13 protein-coding genes are annotated in these 18787 nt (G+C 51.9%); 7 read left to right on the top strand and 6 right to left on the bottom strand.

What is annotated here, in order from left to right; translation table 11 throughout:
• The first annotated feature begins 29 nt into the window (after positions 1-29).
• From ACN0YN_RS06945 to ACN0YN_RS06930, 4 genes are all read left to right on the top strand, one after another.
• On the top strand, positions 30-1514 hold the full coding sequence (locus tag ACN0YN_RS06945; RefSeq protein WP_417384276.1) for a hypothetical protein: 1485 nt from the start codon (positions 30-32) through the stop codon (positions 1512-1514).
• 183 nt (positions 1515-1697) lie between these two features.
• Positions 1698-2717: a Gfo/Idh/MocA family protein gene (locus tag ACN0YN_RS06940; RefSeq protein ID WP_417384275.1), complete on the top strand. Its 1020-nt coding sequence runs from the start codon at positions 1698-1700 to the stop codon at positions 2715-2717.
• A 21-nt stretch (positions 2718-2738) separates the two neighbouring features.
• On the top strand, positions 2739-3542 hold the full coding sequence (locus tag ACN0YN_RS06935; RefSeq protein WP_417384274.1) for an SDR family NAD(P)-dependent oxidoreductase: 804 nt from the start codon (positions 2739-2741) through the stop codon (positions 3540-3542).
• A gap of 119 nt (positions 3543-3661) precedes the next feature.
• Positions 3662-5293, top strand: a complete 1632-nt coding sequence (locus tag ACN0YN_RS06930) for a Na/Pi cotransporter family protein (protein ID WP_417384273.1) — start codon at positions 3662-3664, stop codon at positions 5291-5293.
• A gap of 18 nt (positions 5294-5311) precedes the next feature.
• Here the strand turns inward: ACN0YN_RS06930 and ACN0YN_RS06925 are convergent, their stop codons facing one another.
• From ACN0YN_RS06925 to ACN0YN_RS06910, 4 genes are all read right to left on the bottom strand, one after another.
• A complete protein-coding gene (locus ACN0YN_RS06925; protein ID WP_417384272.1) occupies positions 5312-5776 on the bottom strand; it encodes a carboxypeptidase regulatory-like domain-containing protein in 465 nt (154 codons plus the stop codon).
• Positions 5777-5861: 85 nt separating this feature from the next.
• Complete coding sequence (locus ACN0YN_RS06920) at positions 5862-6887, bottom strand: DUF1559 domain-containing protein (protein ID WP_417384271.1); 1026 nt, start codon at positions 6885-6887, stop codon at positions 5862-5864.
• A 75-nt stretch (positions 6888-6962) separates the two neighbouring features.
• A complete protein-coding gene (locus ACN0YN_RS06915; protein ID WP_417384270.1) occupies positions 6963-8573 on the bottom strand; it encodes a FecR domain-containing protein in 1611 nt (536 codons plus the stop codon).
• Complete coding sequence (locus tag ACN0YN_RS06910; protein WP_417384269.1) at positions 8573-9103, bottom strand: sigma-70 family RNA polymerase sigma factor; 531 nt, start codon at positions 9101-9103, stop codon at positions 8573-8575. Before ACN0YN_RS06910 ends, ACN0YN_RS06915 begins: the two co-directional genes overlap by 1 nt.
• 195 nt (positions 9104-9298) lie before the next feature.
• Between ACN0YN_RS06910 and ACN0YN_RS06905 the strand changes: the two genes are divergently transcribed.
• Positions 9299-9775 carry a GNAT family N-acetyltransferase gene (locus ACN0YN_RS06905; protein ID WP_417384268.1) on the top strand — a complete coding sequence of 159 codons (477 nt, stop codon included), beginning with the start codon at positions 9299-9301 and terminating at the stop codon, positions 9773-9775.
• 16 nt (positions 9776-9791) lie between these two features.
• On the opposite strand, the gene ACN0YN_RS06900 is transcribed toward ACN0YN_RS06905, so the two are convergent.
• The gene (locus ACN0YN_RS06900) at positions 9792-11213 is read right to left on the bottom strand and encodes a DUF1501 domain-containing protein (protein WP_417384267.1); all 1422 of its coding nucleotides are present in this window, start codon (positions 11211-11213) and stop codon (positions 9792-9794) included.
• Positions 11214-11220: 7 nt separating this feature from the next.
• Positions 11221-14034, bottom strand: a complete 2814-nt coding sequence (locus ACN0YN_RS06895) for a PSD1 and planctomycete cytochrome C domain-containing protein (RefSeq protein ID WP_417384266.1) — start codon at positions 14032-14034, stop codon at positions 11221-11223.
• A 268-nt stretch (positions 14035-14302) separates the two neighbouring features.
• On the opposite strand from ACN0YN_RS06895, the gene ACN0YN_RS06890 reads away from it, so the two are divergent.
• Positions 14303-15163, top strand: a complete 861-nt coding sequence (locus tag ACN0YN_RS06890; protein WP_417384265.1) for a 3-keto-disaccharide hydrolase — start codon at positions 14303-14305, stop codon at positions 15161-15163.
• A gap of 111 nt (positions 15164-15274) precedes the next feature.
• Positions 15275-18784 (top strand): PVC-type heme-binding CxxCH protein, encoded by a 3510-nt coding sequence (locus tag ACN0YN_RS06885; RefSeq protein ID WP_417384264.1) that lies wholly within the window; start codon positions 15275-15277, stop codon positions 18782-18784.
• Positions 18785-18787 lie beyond the last annotated feature (3 nt).

The following is an 18787-nucleotide window of genomic DNA, read 5'->3' as shown; positions in this document are numbered from 1 at the left end:
GTCTTTGCTATGGCAGTAAGGGGTTTCAGATGAAGCAATTGATGGTAACGCTATTCGTGATTGTGGGATTTCTTGATCTTTCCCTGATCCGGGCTGGTGAAGAGAAACAGGCGGAAAAGCCACTCGAGATAGGCGATCGCCGGGAACTCTTTGTGGATGATTATCTGATTGGCAGCCTGAAAAGGGCAGAGCTCCAGCTGCATCATCCCGTTGATGAAGGCCCTGTGTTGAAGTTTGATAAACCCTGGGAGGGGTTATTTTGTGGTTACTGCACCATCATTAAAGACGGGGATGTCTACCGGGCCTATTATCGCGGGAGACCGATCGCAGGCGCTGATGGTGATGTCGGGGAAGTCTACTGCTACGCGGAATCCAAAGATGGTGTGAACTGGACGAAGCCAGAGTTTTCGCTGTATGAGAAGCAGGGGCATAAGAAGAACAATATCATTCTGGCCGACGCGCCGCCGATGACGCATAACTTCTCTCCGTTCCTGGATACCCGACCGGATGTACCCGCAGCGGAAAAGTACAAAGCGCTGGGTGGAACGATGAAAAGTGGTCTGGTCGCGTTCACTTCTCCGGATGGGATTCACTGGAAACAGCATCCTGCCGGGGAGGTCATTCCGACGAAAATGGTTCCCTATAAATACATGTTTGATTCACAAAACGTGGCGTTCTGGTCGCCTGTTGAGAAAAAGTACCTCAGTTATTTTCGCGTGTTCAAAGATAAAATCCGCCGCATCGCACGCAGTGAGAGTGACGATTTCATTCACTGGTCCGCGCCGGTGCTGATGGAGTACACCACCCTCGATGGTGAGGCACCGATTGAGCACCTTTATACGAATCAGACCCATCCTTATTTTCGTGCTCCGCATATCTACCTGGCGATTGCCGCCCGTTTCATGCCGGGACGACAGGTGCTGACCGATGAGCAGGCAAAAGAAATCGGCGTGCACCCCCGTTATTTTAAGGATACTTCAGATGCCATCCTGATGAGTACCCGCGGCGATGATACCTATCAGAGAACGTTTCTGAGTGGCTATATCACCGGGGGAATCGGTGCGCAGAACTGGGTTTCACGGACTAATTATCCTGCCTTGAATGTCGTTCAGACAGGACCGGCGGAAATGTCGGTGTATGTGAACCAGGATTATGCCCAGCCGACCTCGCATCTGCGACGCTATTCGTTACGCCTCGATGGCTTTGCTTCTGTGCGTGCTGATTACTCAGGTGGGGAGATGGTCACGAAGCCCCTGGTATTTGATGGTTCAGAACTGTCGATCAACTTTTCTACTTCCGCGGCCGGCGGTATTAAGGTTGAGATTCAGGATGAACAGGGGCAGCCGATCCCCGGGTTTACCCTGGCAGACTGCCGCGAACAGATCGGTAACGAAGTAGACCGGGTCGTCTCCTGGAAAAAGGGGAGCGACTTGAAAGCACTGAGCGGCAAGCCGGTGCGTCTGAAGTTCGTGATGAAAGATGCAGACCTGTATTCGCTGCAGTTTCAGAAATAAGAGGACGTTCAATTGTTGAGATGACTCCGGAAGAGTGGGGAAATGAACTCAATCTTTTCCGGAGTTTTTTGATTACCTCTTATTGCTGATTCAGAGTGTCACTTTATGATTAACAATTGAGTTCCAGGCGACGCGGGACGACAATTACACAGTAAGCCAACCGTTGACGAGAGACAGACTGCAATGACGGAACGAAAACGAGTACTGGTAGTGGGCGTGGGCTCGATAGGTGAGCGGCATTTACGCTGTTTTCAATCGACGGGACGCGCGGATGTCTCAATCTGCGAGTTGAATAACGACTTGCGTTCCAAGGTTGCAGACCAGTATGGGGTCGAGCGACAGTACGCGGATCTGGAATCAGCCCTGGCCGAGCCTCATGATTGTGCCGTGATCGCCACTCCCGCACATGTGCATATCGCCAATTCCATTCAGGCTGTCCGGGCAGGGCTGGATCTGTTTATTGAAAAGCCGTTAAGTACTGGTGTTGAAGGCATTGGTGAACTTCAGAGTCTCCTGGAAGAAACAGGTCGCAAGGCGGCGGTCGCGTATGTGTATCGTGCGCATCCGGCTCTGGCAGCGATGAAGGAAGCTCTGGATTCGGGAAGATTTGGTAAACCGGTTCAACTGGTTGTGGTGTCAGGGCAGAATTTTCCGACTTACCGACCGGCTTATCGGGACATCTATTATAAATCACATGCGACCGGCGGCGGTGCGGTTCAGGATGCGTTAACTCACTCCATGAATGCCGGTGAATATCTGGTCGGCCCCGTCGATGCACTGGTGGCTGACTTTTCACATCAGGTGCTGGAAGGCGTCGATGTCGAAGATACCGTGCATGTCATTACCCGGCAGGGGAATGTGCTGGGCAGCTTCAGTCTGAACCAGCATCAGCCTGCGAATGAATCGATGATTACAGTCATCTGCGAGCGAGGCATGCTGCGGTTTGAATACCAGAAAAGCTGGTATCGCTGGGTGACGGAACCTGACGGGGAATGGCAGGTCGGTTTCCAGGAAACGCTGGAGCGAGACACATTATTCCAGCGACAGGCCAGTGCCTTTCTGGACTATCTGGATGGTGTGAGTCCTCCTCTCTGCCCGCTGGCTGCGGGGCTGCAGACTCTGGCCGTGAATCTGTCGATTCTGGATTCGGTGAAAAATCGGACCTGGATGGAACCGGCGCAGTTTCTTACTTCATTAACCTGATCTGATTGATTTGAGCGACTTATGAATTCCACAACCGAACCGACTATTCAGCAGTTATTTGACTTGAGTGGTAAAACCGTACTGATTTCCGGTGCCAGTGGTTACCTGGGAAGTGCGATGGCTCGCGGGCTGGCAGAAGCGGGAGCGCGGCTGGTCATCAGCAGCCGCAACGCAGAGCGGGCACAGCAGGCTGCGAGTGAATTGCCCGATCCGCATCAGGTGGGACATCTGGGCGTCGAACTGGATCATATGGACGAGGCATCGCTCGAGCGGGGATTTGAGGCGGCCTGCCAGGCTGCCGGTCAGATCGACGTGCTCGTGAATAATGGCAATGACCCCGTTGGTGAAGACTGGCGAACAGTGACAGCCGAAGCATTTACCCGCCACTTGCAGAATGCGACCGGTTTTTTTCTATTAGCGCGCAAACTGCGAGATCATGTGGTAGAGCGGCAGGCGCAAGGCAGTGTGATTATGATCGGGTCGATGTATGGTGTCGTCGGTTCCTATCCGGAAGCTTACGAAGGTATCTGTAATGCCAGCCCGGTCGCGTATCATACGATGAAGGGGGGCGTGATTCATCAGACGCGGCATCTGGCAGTCTACTGGGCGAAAGATGGTGTGCGTGTGAACTGTTTGAGTCCCGGGCCCTTTCCTTCCGATGCCGCACCTGAAGGACTGGCGGAGCGCTTGAATGCGCACAGCCCGATGGGACGCATGGGAAAACCCTCGGAGTTGAAAGGGGCCATCGTATTTCTGGCCAGTGATGCCAGCAGCTATATCACCGGGCAAAATCTGCTGGTCGATGGTGGTTGGACGGCCTGGTAACATTTCGGACAAAATGACGCTCTCGAAATGTGATCCTGTTGTGGTAGAATGGCGCATGCTGGCTGCAGCAGAGACTGCACTGGTATGTTTGATTCTGTTTCAACACTGCCGGAAATACCATGGATGCAGGGATAATTGATTCGATAGGTGGTCTGGGGCTGTTCCTGCTGGGAATGGTGATTCTGACCAGCGGCTTGAGAGATCTGGCCGGCGGCACGATCCGGCGGATGATTGCGCGGTTCACGAAAAGTATTCCCACAGGCATCGCGACAGGCGTCATTGTGACGGCGATCCTGCAGTCCTCCAGTGCGACTACTGTCACCGCTGTCGGATTTGCCGGAGCCGGTCTGCTGACGCTAACCGAGTCACTGGGAATTGTATTCGGTGCGAATCTGGGGACGACTGTCACTGGCTGGATTGTGGTTCTGTTTGGCTTCAAACTGAAGCTGGGGCAGATTGCTTTTCCGCTGGTCCTTGTGGGTGTGCTGCTCAAGCTGTTTGGTAAGAATCGAATCGCTTTGATTGGTTTCACCATCGCTGGCTTCAGTCTGATCTTTGTGGGGCTTGAGATCCTGCAGGAAGGGATGTCCGGTCTGTCTGAAATGATCAGTCCGGAGACTTTTCCGCAGGACTCCTGGCTGGGCAGACTGTTACTGCTGCTGATGGGGGTTGGAATTGTACTGTTGACGCAATCATCCAGTGCCGGGGTGGTTATGGCATTGACGGCTCTGCATTCGGGAGCCATCTCACTGGCGCAGGCGGGAGCACTGGTGATCGGGTTTGGAATCGGTACGACTTTTACAGCCCTGCTGGCATCATTGGGAAAATCGGTGGCGGCCCGACGGACAGGACTTGCTCATGTTTTCTACAGCCTGGTAACAGCGACGATTGCTTACTTTGTCTTGCCTGGTTACGTCTGGCTTTGGAATGAGTATGCAGGACCTGAAAGTCATATCTCTCCCGATATTGCGCTGGTGTCATTCCATACCCTGTTCAACCTGCTGGGGCTGCTGGTTATTGTCCCGTTTACGAAACCCTTTTCCGATTTGATTATCCATATCATACCTGACGCGGTGAACGATCAGACGGAGAGGCTGGATGAAGCGTTACTCTCCAATCCGAACGTTGCCATTGAAGCTGCACGCTCGACACTGGTTGATGTATTTCAATGTGTGATACAACTGATGCAGAATCTGTTTAACTCTGAAGTGACGCGGGAGGAACTGGATGAGGAGTTTGCTCAGTATCATGATACACTGGAAACGACGTCCCGGTATCTCAGGCGGATTAATGTTGCCAGTGCAGATCAGCCGACGATCCATTCTTCTCAGGAAGTGGTTCTGGCTCTGGATCATCTGCAGCGTTTACTGCGGCGGTGTGATGAAATAGAACGGCTGGAATCAACGACAGACAACCAGACACTGCGTGAGTTTGTCGCTGACTTATTGAGTCACTTGCAGCATCTGGATAACACCATCAATAACGGCTTTTCAGATGCAGATGAAGCAATGTTGAAAGGGTTCTGGGAAAAATGGGAGGGGCGTCAGAAAGGGATTCGTCGTGAATTCACCCAGTCGGCCACCAGGGCCGATTCCGAGTTTGATGATCTGCTGCAGCAACTGGATGCATTTCGCTGGCTGACGCGCATCAGTTATCATCTCTGGCGCATCGTACATCATCTGCAGGGGGGCAGGATTATTTCGGATGGTACCAAAGATCAAGCCCATTCTGCACCACAGGCGACAGAGTGAGCTTGATGGGAACCGTTGTTAATTCTGTTTTTTGTCTTCCAGTTCGAAGATAAAGGTGTTTTCCTGGTCTGGATTGACGGTCGCATTGAGCCCTGATTTTTGTGCTTTTCCATATACTGTGGGGATCAATGACGTTTCTGTGATCACGACATCTGCTTCGTCCAGATTGGTTCCCTCTGCAGGACCTTCTGATTTAACGCAGGTAATGGCCACGCTGTGTTCGCCGGCAATGGCTCCGTCTCCTTCTTCGAAGGTACGCATCTGAAAATGTCCCTCTTTATCGGTCCGACCTACAGCTGCCTGCGTTTGCGCGCCGGTGGATTGAAAGACGACTGTGGCTCCCTCGAGTGGTGTTCCATTGAAGTTGACCGTACCGGAAACGGGATAGGTGGGAGGACGTTGTTTCGTCCATTTATCTTCTGAAGCTCCTGAACAGGCTGTGCAGATTATAGTCATCAACAGCAGAATTAATGAGCGACGCATGTGAATCACTTCCTTATAAGTATGAAAAAAGTGAACGGAACTTTTGAGTCCACCGTTCCGTTCACAGAGAAGATCGAGAGGTGATCTAGAATTCCCCCAGAGTTTCTCCCCCATTTTTTGATCCCAGTGCTCCCCAGATGCCGTAAGGGCTTTTGCCGGATGAGACCTGAGAGGCGCTGATGTTACCCGTGTCGATATTTTCGCTGATAAAGCGGACGGCACCATCTCCCATTAGCAGGTGGACTCCCCCCTCGTGGCGACTGGATGGGGGCTGGATACCTTGAGTCGTCTGGCCATTACAGACAGGCGCATTGGGAGGCAGAATGGTATTGAAATTAATATAACCTGATCGGCCATCGGTCCAGCGTGTGCCCAGGGAACGGTTTCGATCGAGCAAGCCTGTCGTAAACGCGCCATTGACGAAGCTGGCCAGGCACGCGGACGGATTATTGGAATTACTGGTTGAGTTGGTGCCTGCACCATTGGCCGGTGTAAGCGCTCCTGAGCCGGGGGGACGAATGCATTCTGAAACCATTGCGGTATTACTGGTACCATCGATGATGTCTCGCATTCGGACACTCGACTGAAAGCCAAATACCCCGCGCAGGTTTCCTGGTGACAGGGATTGGAAATTACTGTACTGATCGCCGATGCAGAACAGGTAATTGTGCTGTCCCAGGTCGGTGATATCAGCCGTGTTGATATCAGAGGGACAATTGATGATCGGCAGTTTTGTTTTGTATGCGGAAAATCCTGTATTCCAGACATAGGAGGTCGATCCCAGGTTACCTGTGATCTGGGCGGACAAAGGTGCCTGATCAATGTAGGGGAGCAGTGGGATATAAGCGCTGAACCGGGAGTCGAGTCCACAAGTCGTACAGGTGCTTTCATAGGGACCGATGCGGCTGGCGGGAAATGTTCCGAAAGTAGAATGATAATTGTGAAGGGCCAGTCCAATCTGTTTCAGATTGTTTTTACAGGTACTGCGTCGCGCGGCTTCACGCGCCTGCTGGACGGCGGGCAGTAAGAGGGCAATCAGGATGGCGATAATGGCGATGACAACTAACAGTTCAATCAGTGTAAAGCCAGGTCTGGACTTTGGTGTCTTCATGAGATTCCTGCTTTTAAAAAAAGAGATGAAAAATGACTCTTGAGAACCGTTCACAAGACTCGAAAATAGTTATTTTTAGTTCGAATTCCGCTGCTGCAGATAACGTGCGGGGATTCCATTGATAAAGCGGACATCGGAGATCTCACCTCCCCAGTGTCGTGAGATATCTGTAAGCGTAGATCCGCCGATGGCCAGAATGCCTCCTGGCGTCAAGGGAGCGATGTCCGGAATATTGGTGAGCGTCTGTTGCAGATCGGGCCTGGAGCTGAATTCCGGTGTTCTCGTGAAAGTCACAATGCTGTCATGTGGAGCAGCAGAGTTTGCATCATAAGTGAAAACGATGTGATACCAGCGGTCTTGATCCCAGGGGACTCTCTTTTCAATGTGAAACGAACGATATTGATCTTCTGTATTCAGGAATCCGAAGCCCAGAATGCCGGAACGATCGTCAGTAAACAGATTGAATTGAGACGTGGAATGCAGGTTTGTATTTCGATAATGAAACAGTGTGTCAGAATCACCCTGCTGTTTGATGTTTGGGTTGCGCGCCCAGAGTTCAATCGTGAATCGCTGCATATCGAACAGCGACGCTTCCTGTTCTGAGAACGTGCGAAACAGTTTATGGTATTGCGTTTCAAACGGGCCGGCTGCTGATGTGATGTTCTGGGGCGCCTGGCAGCCAGCGAAGGGAGACTGCCCCTGATCTTCCAGTATTTTCAGATGCAGCTGATGCTCGCCGGAATCATGGGCAATTGATGAAGCTTCCGGTTCACTTAGTTTCCAGTGTGCAATTAACTGCGGTTGATCCGGCACGAGGTTTTGTACGAACAGTTCCGGCGTTGATTTGATACGCGTCATTTTCCTGGAGTCAGGTTGCACACGGACCGCGATGTTTTCCGTCAGATCCCGGGTAATGGTTGTCTGTCGATTTTCATCAAGCAGGTCGAATCGGACCAGCCCTTTGAGAACGTGCACCTCTGTCTCACGGGCAGGAGTCACAATCAGTCCGAACGAGGTACCCAGGTCCACGACTCGTGATGCAGGGGTATCGACTGTCAGTCCCTGGGACTGAGGGGGAACATGAGCAAAGAGATTGCCCTGATCGAGCATGAACTGATCTGGTTGGACGAGCGTCAGGTGTGATTCGCCTTTAAGAATGATTTTTGCACCTGAGATGGTTTCCAGTTCGATCATTCCGGAACTGAGGTGAAGCAGATCGCCGGCATGCAGCAGGTCGTCCTGTCGCCAGTTTTGCTTTCCTGCAGACCAGACCACGTTTTTTGTATTAATGATCCGGACCAGATAACGAGGGGCCTGATTAAGCAGGAGTGAAGAAGTTAAGAGGTACGCGGCGGCTAAGATGCAGATTGAAAATGCCAGGATCGCGGATAACACTTTTCGGCGATCCGGCGCCGCGGGAGCGGTTCCCAGATGATCGGGGATGGTTTTGAGTTCACCGGAGGGGAGTGGTTCGTAATCTGACGAACGCCCCAGTGGGCCGGGGTCAACAATTCCTTCCCATTCCAGGTTCGCGCACATCCCGGAATACTGGATAAAGAAATCTCGGGCGGAATCGGACTGGAGAACCAGTTTTTCCAGGTGGCTGGCCTGTCGGGATGTGAGATTTCCATACTGGTATTCCCAGCAGAGTTGCATCAGTTCTTCCTGTTCCTCAGGAGTTAACATCAGAAAAGGTCTCCCGATTGAAGGCGTCTTTGAATACAGCTGAAAAGAAGATCGTGTGCCCGTTTCAGAGTTTTGTAGATGGCATTTGGCGATCGTTTCAGATCCTGCGCGACCGAATTGGGGCTGGCATCCGGTTCGTATATTTTTTCGAGGACTTCTTTCTGTCTTTGCGACAACAGTTCGAAGCAGACTGAGAGAGCCGCCTGTTGCTGGTCCAGTTCGTCAACGGTCACCATGGCACTTTCGGCAACGCGGTTATAGAACTCGTTGCTGAAGATGTTTCGTTCGAGGTTTTGTCGTCGTCGGTAATTGAGAACTTCGTAGCGCACGATCTGGCAGCTCCAGGCCCAGAAATTCGATCCCGACTCGAAGGTGTCAAATTTTGACCAGAGTACCGTGCACGTATTCTGATAAATCTCCTCGGCATCGGTCCGATTATCTACGAGCGATCTGATGAATCGGTAGATTCTCTGACTATGCCGGGAGAACAGCATGATAAATTCAGTTGTCCGGTCGGTTACTACCGCCATTTTTTAATACCTCTCACTGAGTCGCGACGAGAGAAGTCTTTACACTCCCAACCCTTATTGAATACATCGTGAAGGTGGTGAAATTAGCCTCGGAAAATTGAGAAAAACGGTAAGTCTGCAGTTTTATTGATGTTCCAGCTGAAGTTTCTGAGTCATTTACGATAAAATGCGTGGGGATTTAACATTGAGTGTGGGGTGCTTCGCGATAAGAAAGCCGTTGATCGATCGATGAATTTTATTGAAATACCTTTCCAGTCTGCTCACTATGATCAGGCTTGTCAGTTACGTAACAAGATCTTACGCCAGCCTTTGGGTCTGGATTTAAGGGAGGAAGATCTATCAGCTGAAGTCGATTATTTTCATTTTGGAATTCTGGAAGGAGAGCGGGTTATTGCGTGTGTGCTGGTGGTTCCCGTTTCTGCTGTGAAAGCAAAAGTTCGACAGATGGCGGTTGCGTCTGAATTTCAAAATCAGGGGTTGGGTAAAAAACTGTTGATCAATATGGAGGACTATCTGAAACAGCGGGGGTTTCAATTGCTGGAACTGGATGCACGCATTTCTGCGGTGGGGTTTTATCAAAAACTGGGTTATGAAGTGGAAGGGGATGAGTTTCTGTCGGTTTCCATTCCGCATCAGAAAATGAAAAAGTCACTCAGTAGTGAGGAAGATTGAAAATCATCGTCCTGGTTCAGCCAAGTAATTCATTGATCACGGACCCTCCTGTCTGGCTCAGGACTTTAAAACGGCCTTCGTGGAAGTAGGTCAGCTGGTTGTCATCCAGTCCCATGATGTGTTCCAGGGTAATGTGCAGGTTTTTGATCGGGTTGACGATTTCGACTGCGTGATCGCCGATTTCGTCGGTGGCTCCGATGCGATGGCCGGCTTTCACGCCGCCCCCTGCCATCCAGAGTGCCATTCCTTTGGCGTTGTGGTCTCGACCGGCGGCCTGTCTGCCGCTGCGGATGCCATTATCAGGGGAGCGACCGAATTCGCCCGTCCAGACGACAAGAGTGTCTTCCAGCAGTCCCCGCGCTTTCAGGTCCTTCAGCAGAGCTGCAATGGGTTTGTCGACCGCCTGCATACGTGCTTTGTGGGATCGTTCCAGGAAGTCATGCGAATCCCAGCCAGCAGCATAGATCTGAACGAAGCGGACTCCTTCTTCCACCAGCTTCCGTGCCAGCAGGCAGCGACGACCGAAGCTGTCTGTCTCGGGTTGCCCCAGGCCATACATTTCCTGGGTCTGCCTGGTTTCCTGATCAAGGTTGATGATATCGGGCACCTGTGCCTGCATGCGAAATGCGAGTTCGTACGATTCCATGCGGGCTGCCAGAACTTCTTCGTGCGGGTGTCGCTGCATGTCTACCTGATTCAGCTGTGACAGCAGATCCAGGTTTTTACGTTGGGTCTCGCGGGTGACGTGCGCGGGAGGATTCAGATCCAGAATGGGAGAGCCTTGCGAACGCAATGCTGTTCCCTGAAAGTAAGCGGGCAAGAATCCGTTCGACCAGTTGGCAGAGCCTCCCTGCGGATAAGCAACTTCAGGCAGGACGATGAACGCGGGCAGGTTCTGATTTTCGGTTCCCAGTCCGTAGGTCATCCAGGAGCCGATAGCCGGGTCACCGCCAAACCGGTTGCCGGTATTCATGTGGTAACAGGCGGTGGGGTGATTGATCGACTCTGCCTGCAGACCATGGTAGACGCAGAGGTCATCAGCGACTTCAGAGAGATGTGAAAAGTGTTCGCAGAGGGAAATGCCCGATTCGCCGGCCCGTTTATGTTTGAACGGGCTTTTGATGTAGTACCGTTTCCCGCTGGCCATCGCGGAGACCTGTTTGTCTTCGCGTACGAATTCTTTCAGGTGGAGTTTTTCCAGCTCTGGCTTGGGATCGAATGTATCCAGATGACTGGGGCCCCCTTCCATGAACAGGAAAATACATGCTTTGGCGCGGGGCTTGTGATGTGGATCACGGGGTGCGAGTGGCTTTTCCCGCTGGAGATTTTCCGGCGGGGATGAGGGCTTTTCTTCTGCCTGCAGGAGCGCATTGAGGGCGACTGTGCCCAGGCTGGCACTCATTCCATAGAGAAAGTCGCGGCGTTGTAATCGATGCATGGGCCTGTTATCGCAAATAAATAAATTCGTTGGAGTTCATCAGGACAAGGCACAGTTCCGCCAGGGCGCGGGTTTCTGCATCTACGTCCCACGGTTTGAGATCCTGCTGATAATTTTCTGAGAGATCCAGTTTTTCGGTCCAGCTGAACGATTCACCCGTCAGCTCTTCAATCATTTCCCGTTTTACTTCGCGGGGCAGAGGAATCTTCCGGGGAGGATGCTCTTCGTGATATGTCTGCATTTGCCGAACATGTTTCAGAGCCAGCTGCAGTTCTGAACTCTCTGGTGGGCGTAACATAACCTGCTGGAAAGCACGCTGAACCGCGTCTTCCTGCGTTTTTGATTCCTGACTGATTTTGTGAGCCAGTGCCAGGGCGCGATCGTGCGTGAATTGACCGTTGAACAGAGCAAACGCCTGCGGAGTTACCGTTGTTTCATCGCGGCGTTCGCATGAAGATTCGCTCCCCGGTCGATTGAAGACTTCCAGCATCGGGTCAGACAGAGTGCGATAGCGAAACGCATACAGGGTGCGGCGGTTTCTCTGGCGGGGCAATGGCATCGGCTGATACGCGGGAGCCACTGATCCCATGATGTGACGGGGCTGCAGAGCGACTTCCCAGTTGATTTCCGGAAAAACGCCCGGCCCACCCATTTCCGGATTCAGTTCGTCTGTCATACAGAGCAGGGAATCGCGAAGCTGTTCTGCAGTCATTCTGCGAGTGGGGAAATGAGAGAGCAGTCGATTATTCGGATCGACTGTTTGAACTCGTGCCGCATCCACAGGAAAGCTGCTCTGCTGATATGTGTCGGACGTCATGATCAGATGATGCAGTTGTTTGATCGACCAGCCATGATCCATGAACCAGGTCGCGAGCCAGTCCAGGAGTTCCGGGTGAGAAGGTTTCGCGCCTTTCTGACCGAAGTTGTTGGGGGTGGCGACTAGTCCAGTGCCGAAATGCATCTGCCAGATGCGGTTCACAATGACCCGCGCGGTCAGAGTATTGTTCGAACTGGCAATCCAGCGGGCCAGAGCCAGGCGTCTGCCTGTGGTTGACTGAGGGATGGTATTCCAGGCATTCGGTTCTCTGGTACTGTTGGAACCAGCCATCGCACTGAGGACTCCCGGGGTCACTTTGTCTGTCGGTGCCGTGATTGCTCCGCCGGCGAGGATGAAGGTCTGCTGAATATCACCCTGCTGTTGTTTTGCATTCGGGATGAGGTTGACTGTTTTGGTTGAACGGTAATTGTTGGGAGGTCCGTTATAGACACTAAACGCATAAGGTTCGTATCGTTTGAGTTCCCGCTCAAAATAATCAATGCGTTTGTTATTGATTTTCAGCAGACTCTTTTCGAGTTCGGTTAAGCCAAACCACCTGAGAGGGGGGCGTTTGTCGGCGGTCACCTGTTTGAGGTTTTTATAACCGTTTTCTTTAAGCCACGCTGCAATCGCGGCATCTGTTTTCTCTTTGAACTGTTGTTGCTGTGCCTGGGTTTCTGCGAGCAGTCGTTCGGTGCGGGCTTTCATGTCGGCAAAGCCGGAGATATTTTCGTAAGGCTGATATTCGACTTTACGGTCTGCAAACTGAACCGGAGCGAAGACAGCCTGAATGCGGTAATAATCGCGGGTTGGGACCGGGTCGAACTTGTGATCGTGACATTTGGCACAACGAAAACTGTGAGCGAGAAAACTGACGCCTACACTCTGGGTGATGTCATCCAGGAAGAGCTGGCGTGTGACCGCGGCGACACTCATTCCTGTATGCTCCCAGGGACCGCTGCGAAGGAAACCAGTGGCGATCAGCAGTTCCGGGTCGTCTGGATCAAGTTCATCGCCGGCCAACTGTTCGATGATGAACTTGTCATAGGGTTTGTCAGCGTTAAAACTGCGCACCAGGTAATCGCGATAGCGCCAGGCATTGGGGCGTTCGTAATCGTTGGCAAATCCGCTGGTGTCGGCATAGCGGACGACGTCGATCCACATCTGTGCCATCTGCTCGCCATATTGAGGAGTCTCCATCAGTTGCTTAATAAGCTGTGACCAGCTGTGTTGATCTGGAGCATTTTCGAAATTACGAATCTGTTTTAATGTGGGGGGCAGGCCGGTCAGATCATACGTGGCACGACGCAGGAGTGTTTTTTTCTCTGCAGGCGAAGAAGCGATCAATTGTTGCTGCTTGAGTTTCTGCTGAATAAAGGCATCGATCGGATGACGCTGGGAGCTCTGATTCTTAGAGAGTGCCTGCCAGGGAATCGGCGAACGTTGTATGGGTTGATAGGCCCAGATATCTTCCGGCTCATACGTTCGATTGGTCCAGGTCGGGCTCTGTCCTCCCGAGGTGGACATGGTGATGGCCGTGTTTTGACTGGATGTCGCTGAGTTGGAAGTGGGGAGTTCTCTCTCCGTCCAGACCGCTCCCTCCGAGATCCACTGTTTCAGGTCGGCGATTTCCGCTGCGGACAAGCGATTGCGTTCCTGAGGCGGCATCTGGATACTGTCGTCTTTCCAGGTGACTGCCTTCCAGAAGGGGCTCTGCTCAGGTTTACCGACGATCACCGCTGGTTCACCTGATTCCCCCCCTTTGATCAGTGACTCTCGCGTCAGCATGTTGTACTCCCCTTTGATATCATCGGGAGTGCTGCCGTGGCAGCCCAGGCACTTCTGTTCTAAGAGGGGGCGGATCTTCTGAAGGTAGAACTTCTCGTGCGCTGTGAGCGGAGCTTCTTCTGCTGAAGCAGCAGCACTAACTAGCAGGCTCATTAGCAGAGCGATACAGAGGCTGCAGCTCAATGTCCGCGCCGTGAGAGCAGAAGGAACGTACATGGAGGATTCTCTCAAAGTCAGGTGAGAAATTCGGAATGAGATCGAAGTTGACTTATCTATCAGGGTACTGTGCGGTGCCTGAGAAATCAATTTCATTTCACCCTCTCTCAACCGCATTGACACAAACTTACACTGTGCTTTCTCTTAACAAAGTTGTGTATTTGGGTGGGAAGGCGAACAGTGTTGCGATACGATAAACTTCTAACGACTGTTGCAGTGCGGCAGTGAAAATTCCGCCAAGATGTTCCATTTTAAGAGAAGGTAAATCATGAGTTGTAAATATAAGGTGCTCGGCTGGGGGTTATGTTTGTGTGCCGTCAGTTTCCTGGGGGGACAGAGCGAAGTTCTGGCTCAGAAAGAACTCCAGCCTGCCAAACAAAAAACATTACCCAAACCACTGCCCAAAGCGGGCAGTATCACCGATGGCGCAATCGTGAAAATTTCACCTGAGGATGCTCTGCATCCCGGTTACACATCCCTGTTTAACGGCGAAGATTTTACCGGCTGGAAACTTCCGGAAGGGGACAACGGGCACTGGAAAATTGTGGAAGGCGTAATCGACTATGATGCGCAGAGCGAAGCCAAAGGGGATAAGAATCTCTGGACAGAAAAAGAGTATGGCGATTTCATTTTGAGCCTCGAATGGCGGATTAAAGAAACAACGGGCCTGTATAAAGTGCCCATCGTCTTAGCCGATGGTTCAGAACTGAAAGATGCTAAAGGGAATGTGATCACGGTTGAGCTTCCGAATGCCGACTCGGGAATTTATCTGCGAGGCACTCCTAAAGCACAGGTCAATATCTGGTGCTGGCCCATCGGATCGGGAGAAGTTTACTCCTATCGTCGCAATCAATCGGTTTCACCGGAAGTCCGGGCCGGGGTGACTCCTAAAACCAACGCCGACAAACCTGTGGGTGAATGGAATAAATTTATCATCATCATGATCAAGGATCGCCTGACGGTCATTCTGAATAACGAAATGGTTCTGGAAAACGCACAGCTGCCAGAAGTACCTGAGAAAGGGCCAATTGCCTTTCAGCATCATGGCGGAAAATTAAAAGACGGGACATTCAGCCCCGCCAGCAGTCTGATGCAGTTTCGCAATATTTATATCAAAGAACTTGATTAACTCCCGATTGATTCTGCTGAATTGATCCTTTACGATTGAACCCGTCTGCTGGAACGACAGTGCCTTCAGCAGACGGGTTTTTTCTTTTGAAGATTCACGGGTGAAGCAACGATGATGCAGAATTTTCGGATCTCCTGGTGGTGTCTCGGCTGGTGTCTGCTGATGCCGGCTATTGTGTTTGCTCAAAAGGCGGGTGACCCCTTCCGGGAATTTATTCGTCCCACTGATCCACTCACTCCGCAGGCAGAGCAGAAATCATTTACACTGCCTCCCGGGTTTGAAATTCAGTTGTTCGCTGCCGAGCCTGAAATTCAGAAGCCTTTGAATATGGCCTTTGATATCAAGGGTCGGCTCTGGCTCACGGAATCGTCCGAATATCCCTATCCCGTCAAAGCGGGAGAGCAGGGGAAGGATGCGATCAAGATTCTGGAAGACACGAATGGCGATGGTCGTGCCGACAAAATTTCCACGTTTGCAGAAGGGCTCAATATTCCGATCGGTCTGTATCCTTATCGAAATGGAGTGATCGCTTTCAGTATTCCCGATATCTGTTATTACGAAGATACCGACGGAGATGATCGCGCGGACAAAGTCACAAAGCTGTTCGGGCCGATGGGATTTGAACGTGATACGCACGGCATGAATAACTCCTTTCGTCGCGGCTTTGACGGCTGGTTGTATGCCAATCATGGTTTCAACAACCAGACTCGAGTGAGTGGCAGTGACGGGCATGTCGTTGAGATGCAGTCGGGAAATACCTATCGGATGCGGCTGGATGGTTCGCGGCTTGAACATTTCACTCACGGGCAGGTCAATCCCTTTGGTTCCACCTTTGATGAAAAAGGAAACCTGTTTACGGCGGACTGCCACTCCAAGCCGATTTACCAGATTCTCAGAGGCGGCTACTATCCCAGTTTTGGAAAACCCCATGACGGACTGGGATTCGTTAAACCGATGATGGAACACCTGCATGGTTCGACTGCGATCGCGGGGGTGGAAATTATTTCGGCGGATCAGTTTCCCCAGGAGTACCAGGGCGATTTCTTCAGCGGGAATGTGATGACGAGTCGCATCAACCGGAATACTCCCGTGTATCATGGTTCGACAATCATCGCGCAGGAAGAGCCCGATTTCCTGATCTCGACGGATCCCTGGTTTCGCCCGGTCGATCTCCGCCAGGGACCCGATGGTGCGTTGTATGTTGCCGACTTTTATAACAAGATCATCGGGCATTATGAGGTCCCCCTCGATCATCCGGGGCGTGACCGCTATCGGGGACGCATCTGGCGGATTGTCTGCAAAAACAAAGATCATTCTCCGGTTGATCATTCGAAGAGGAATGTCGATCAGTTGATTGCTGCACTGGGGACTTCCAATCTGACAACCCGCATGCTGATCACGGATTATCTTTCTGATCAGACAGACCTGGACGTAGTTGAGCCGTTACAGAAAGCGGTACGGGAAGCGAAACAGCCTGAAATCGTAGTACACGCTTTATGGACATTGTTTCGCAGGGACGCGTTGACGGACAGTCTGTTGGTAAACGCTTTATCCAGTCCGTCGGAGCTGGTGCGAATTCATGCCGTGAAAATAATGGCAGAACAGAAACCCTGGAGTCCACAGCTCCGTCAGCAGGTGTCGCACGCATTACAGGATTCCAATGCGTTTGTGCAACGCGCTGCCGCGGAAGCATTGGGGCTGCATCCTGCGCTGGAGAACATTGCTTTACTGTTCGCATTACAGCAGCAGATTCCTGCAGCTGACCATCATCTGGAGTACGTGACGAGACGGGCGCTGATGTTACAGATACGGGATGATGATATTTTAAGTCAACTGGACTGGCAGATGCTGAATTCGAAACAGCGCAGCGAACTGGCGTCTCTTACACTGGCGGTGCCCAGCGAGCAGGCGGCCCTTTATCTGCTGCGTTATCTGCAGACCGAAACAGTAAATCCGGAGAAATTGCCAGAATACTTCCGGCATATGGTGCGCAATTTACCGGCGGAGAAATTATCCGAAGTGATTCAGCTGGCGCAAACGCGACTGGCAGAGAACCTTGATCTGCAGGTGGAAATTATCAAAGCGGTATTGCAGGGATATCAGCAGAAAGGGTTGCGCATTGATGCTACGCTTTCCGACTGGGCTGCCCGGCTGACTCAATCTTTACTGACGCAGCAGGGAATGCAGTCTGTGCAGTGGGTCAATTATCCTGCAGGTGAGCAAAACAGCGAAAATCCCTGGACTCTGCAGCAGAGAGCTTCAGCCGACGGGAAAGAGTCGGCTCCCTTTTTCTGCAGTCTGCCCGCTGGAGAACGAGCGACTGGACGACTGATCTCACAACCCTTTTCAATACCTTCGGAACTCAGTTTTTATCTGGCCGGACACACGGGCTTTCCCAGGCAACCCGATAACGGATTCAATTATGTGCAGCTGCGTCGCCTGGAGGATCAACGTGTTCTCAAGCGGGTCTCTGCGCCTCGGAACGATCTGGCGCAACAGGTCCACTGGGATCTGAAAGAGTTTGCAGGGACGGAAGGCTATCTGGAAGTGGTCGACAGTGATTCGGGCAAAGCTTTTGCCTGGCTGGCGATCGGGCGCTTTCAACCGGAAGTGGTTTCGATTCCCCGCGAAAGTCTGCAGCAGCAGGTGAACCGCTGGTCTGCCGCTGCCTTTCTGGTAGAAGCGTTTAAACTGCATGCCGCCCGCGAGCAGGTCGTTTCCCTGTTGACGCAAAAGCGACTCGATCCCAAATTGAAAAATGACCTGGCTTCCGCCGTGATTTCACTGGATGGCACGGATACGTTTCGTCCCCTGTTTCCATTGCCTGTCCCGCAAAATCCTGAGGCGGGCAGCTTTCAACAGACAGTGATTCAGGCAGTGATCGCGCAGAAGCAGGATGAGGTGGACGACTTGCTGAAACATGCTTTCAAGCGGTATCCCTCACGCCTGCAGACAGCCTTGGCAGCCGAGATAGCGAGACAGCCGAAGGGGATGGAGCGACTGATCGCTTATGCGGAACAGGGGGTTGCCTCGCCACAATTACTGGCTGAACCTGCGATACAAAATCAGATTCAACAGTCAGCCGATCAAGAACTCAAACGTCGGGCAAAAAAATTACTCAGTGCCTTGCCTCCCCGTGAAAAAAAGACACAGGAAAATATAGCTCAACATTTCAAATCGCATGCTTCCTTTGAATTATCAGTGGAAAATGGAAAAGCGGTCTTTGAAAAAAACTGTGCAGTCTGTCATCAACTGGCAGGCAAAGGTGCCGTGGTGGGACCTCAGTTGGATGGCATCGGGAACCGGGGACTGGAGCGGCTGCTGGAAGATGTGCTGGATCCGAATCGTGCGGTTGATATCAATTTTCGCACGACGACAGTTATTACGGATGCCGGGCGCATCTTTTCGGGTTTGAGACGGCGGGAAGAAGGGGCCGTTGTGGTCTTCGTCGATAATAAAGGGAAAGAGTTTACGATCGCGAAAAATGAAATTGACGAGCAGCAGCAGTCGCCACTCTCATTGATGCCCGCGAATCTGCTGGAAATTCTCACGCCGCAAGAGCTGCATGATCTGTTGGCGTATCTACTGCAAAGTACCAAAAAAGAAACAGCAGGTCACTGATTC

Source organism: Gimesia sp. (assembly GCF_048260065.1).
GTDB lineage: Bacteria > Planctomycetota > Planctomycetia > Planctomycetales > Planctomycetaceae > Gimesia.
The sequence above is the reverse complement of the archived record's forward strand: the minus strand, read 5'-3'. Positions and strand labels throughout refer to the sequence as shown.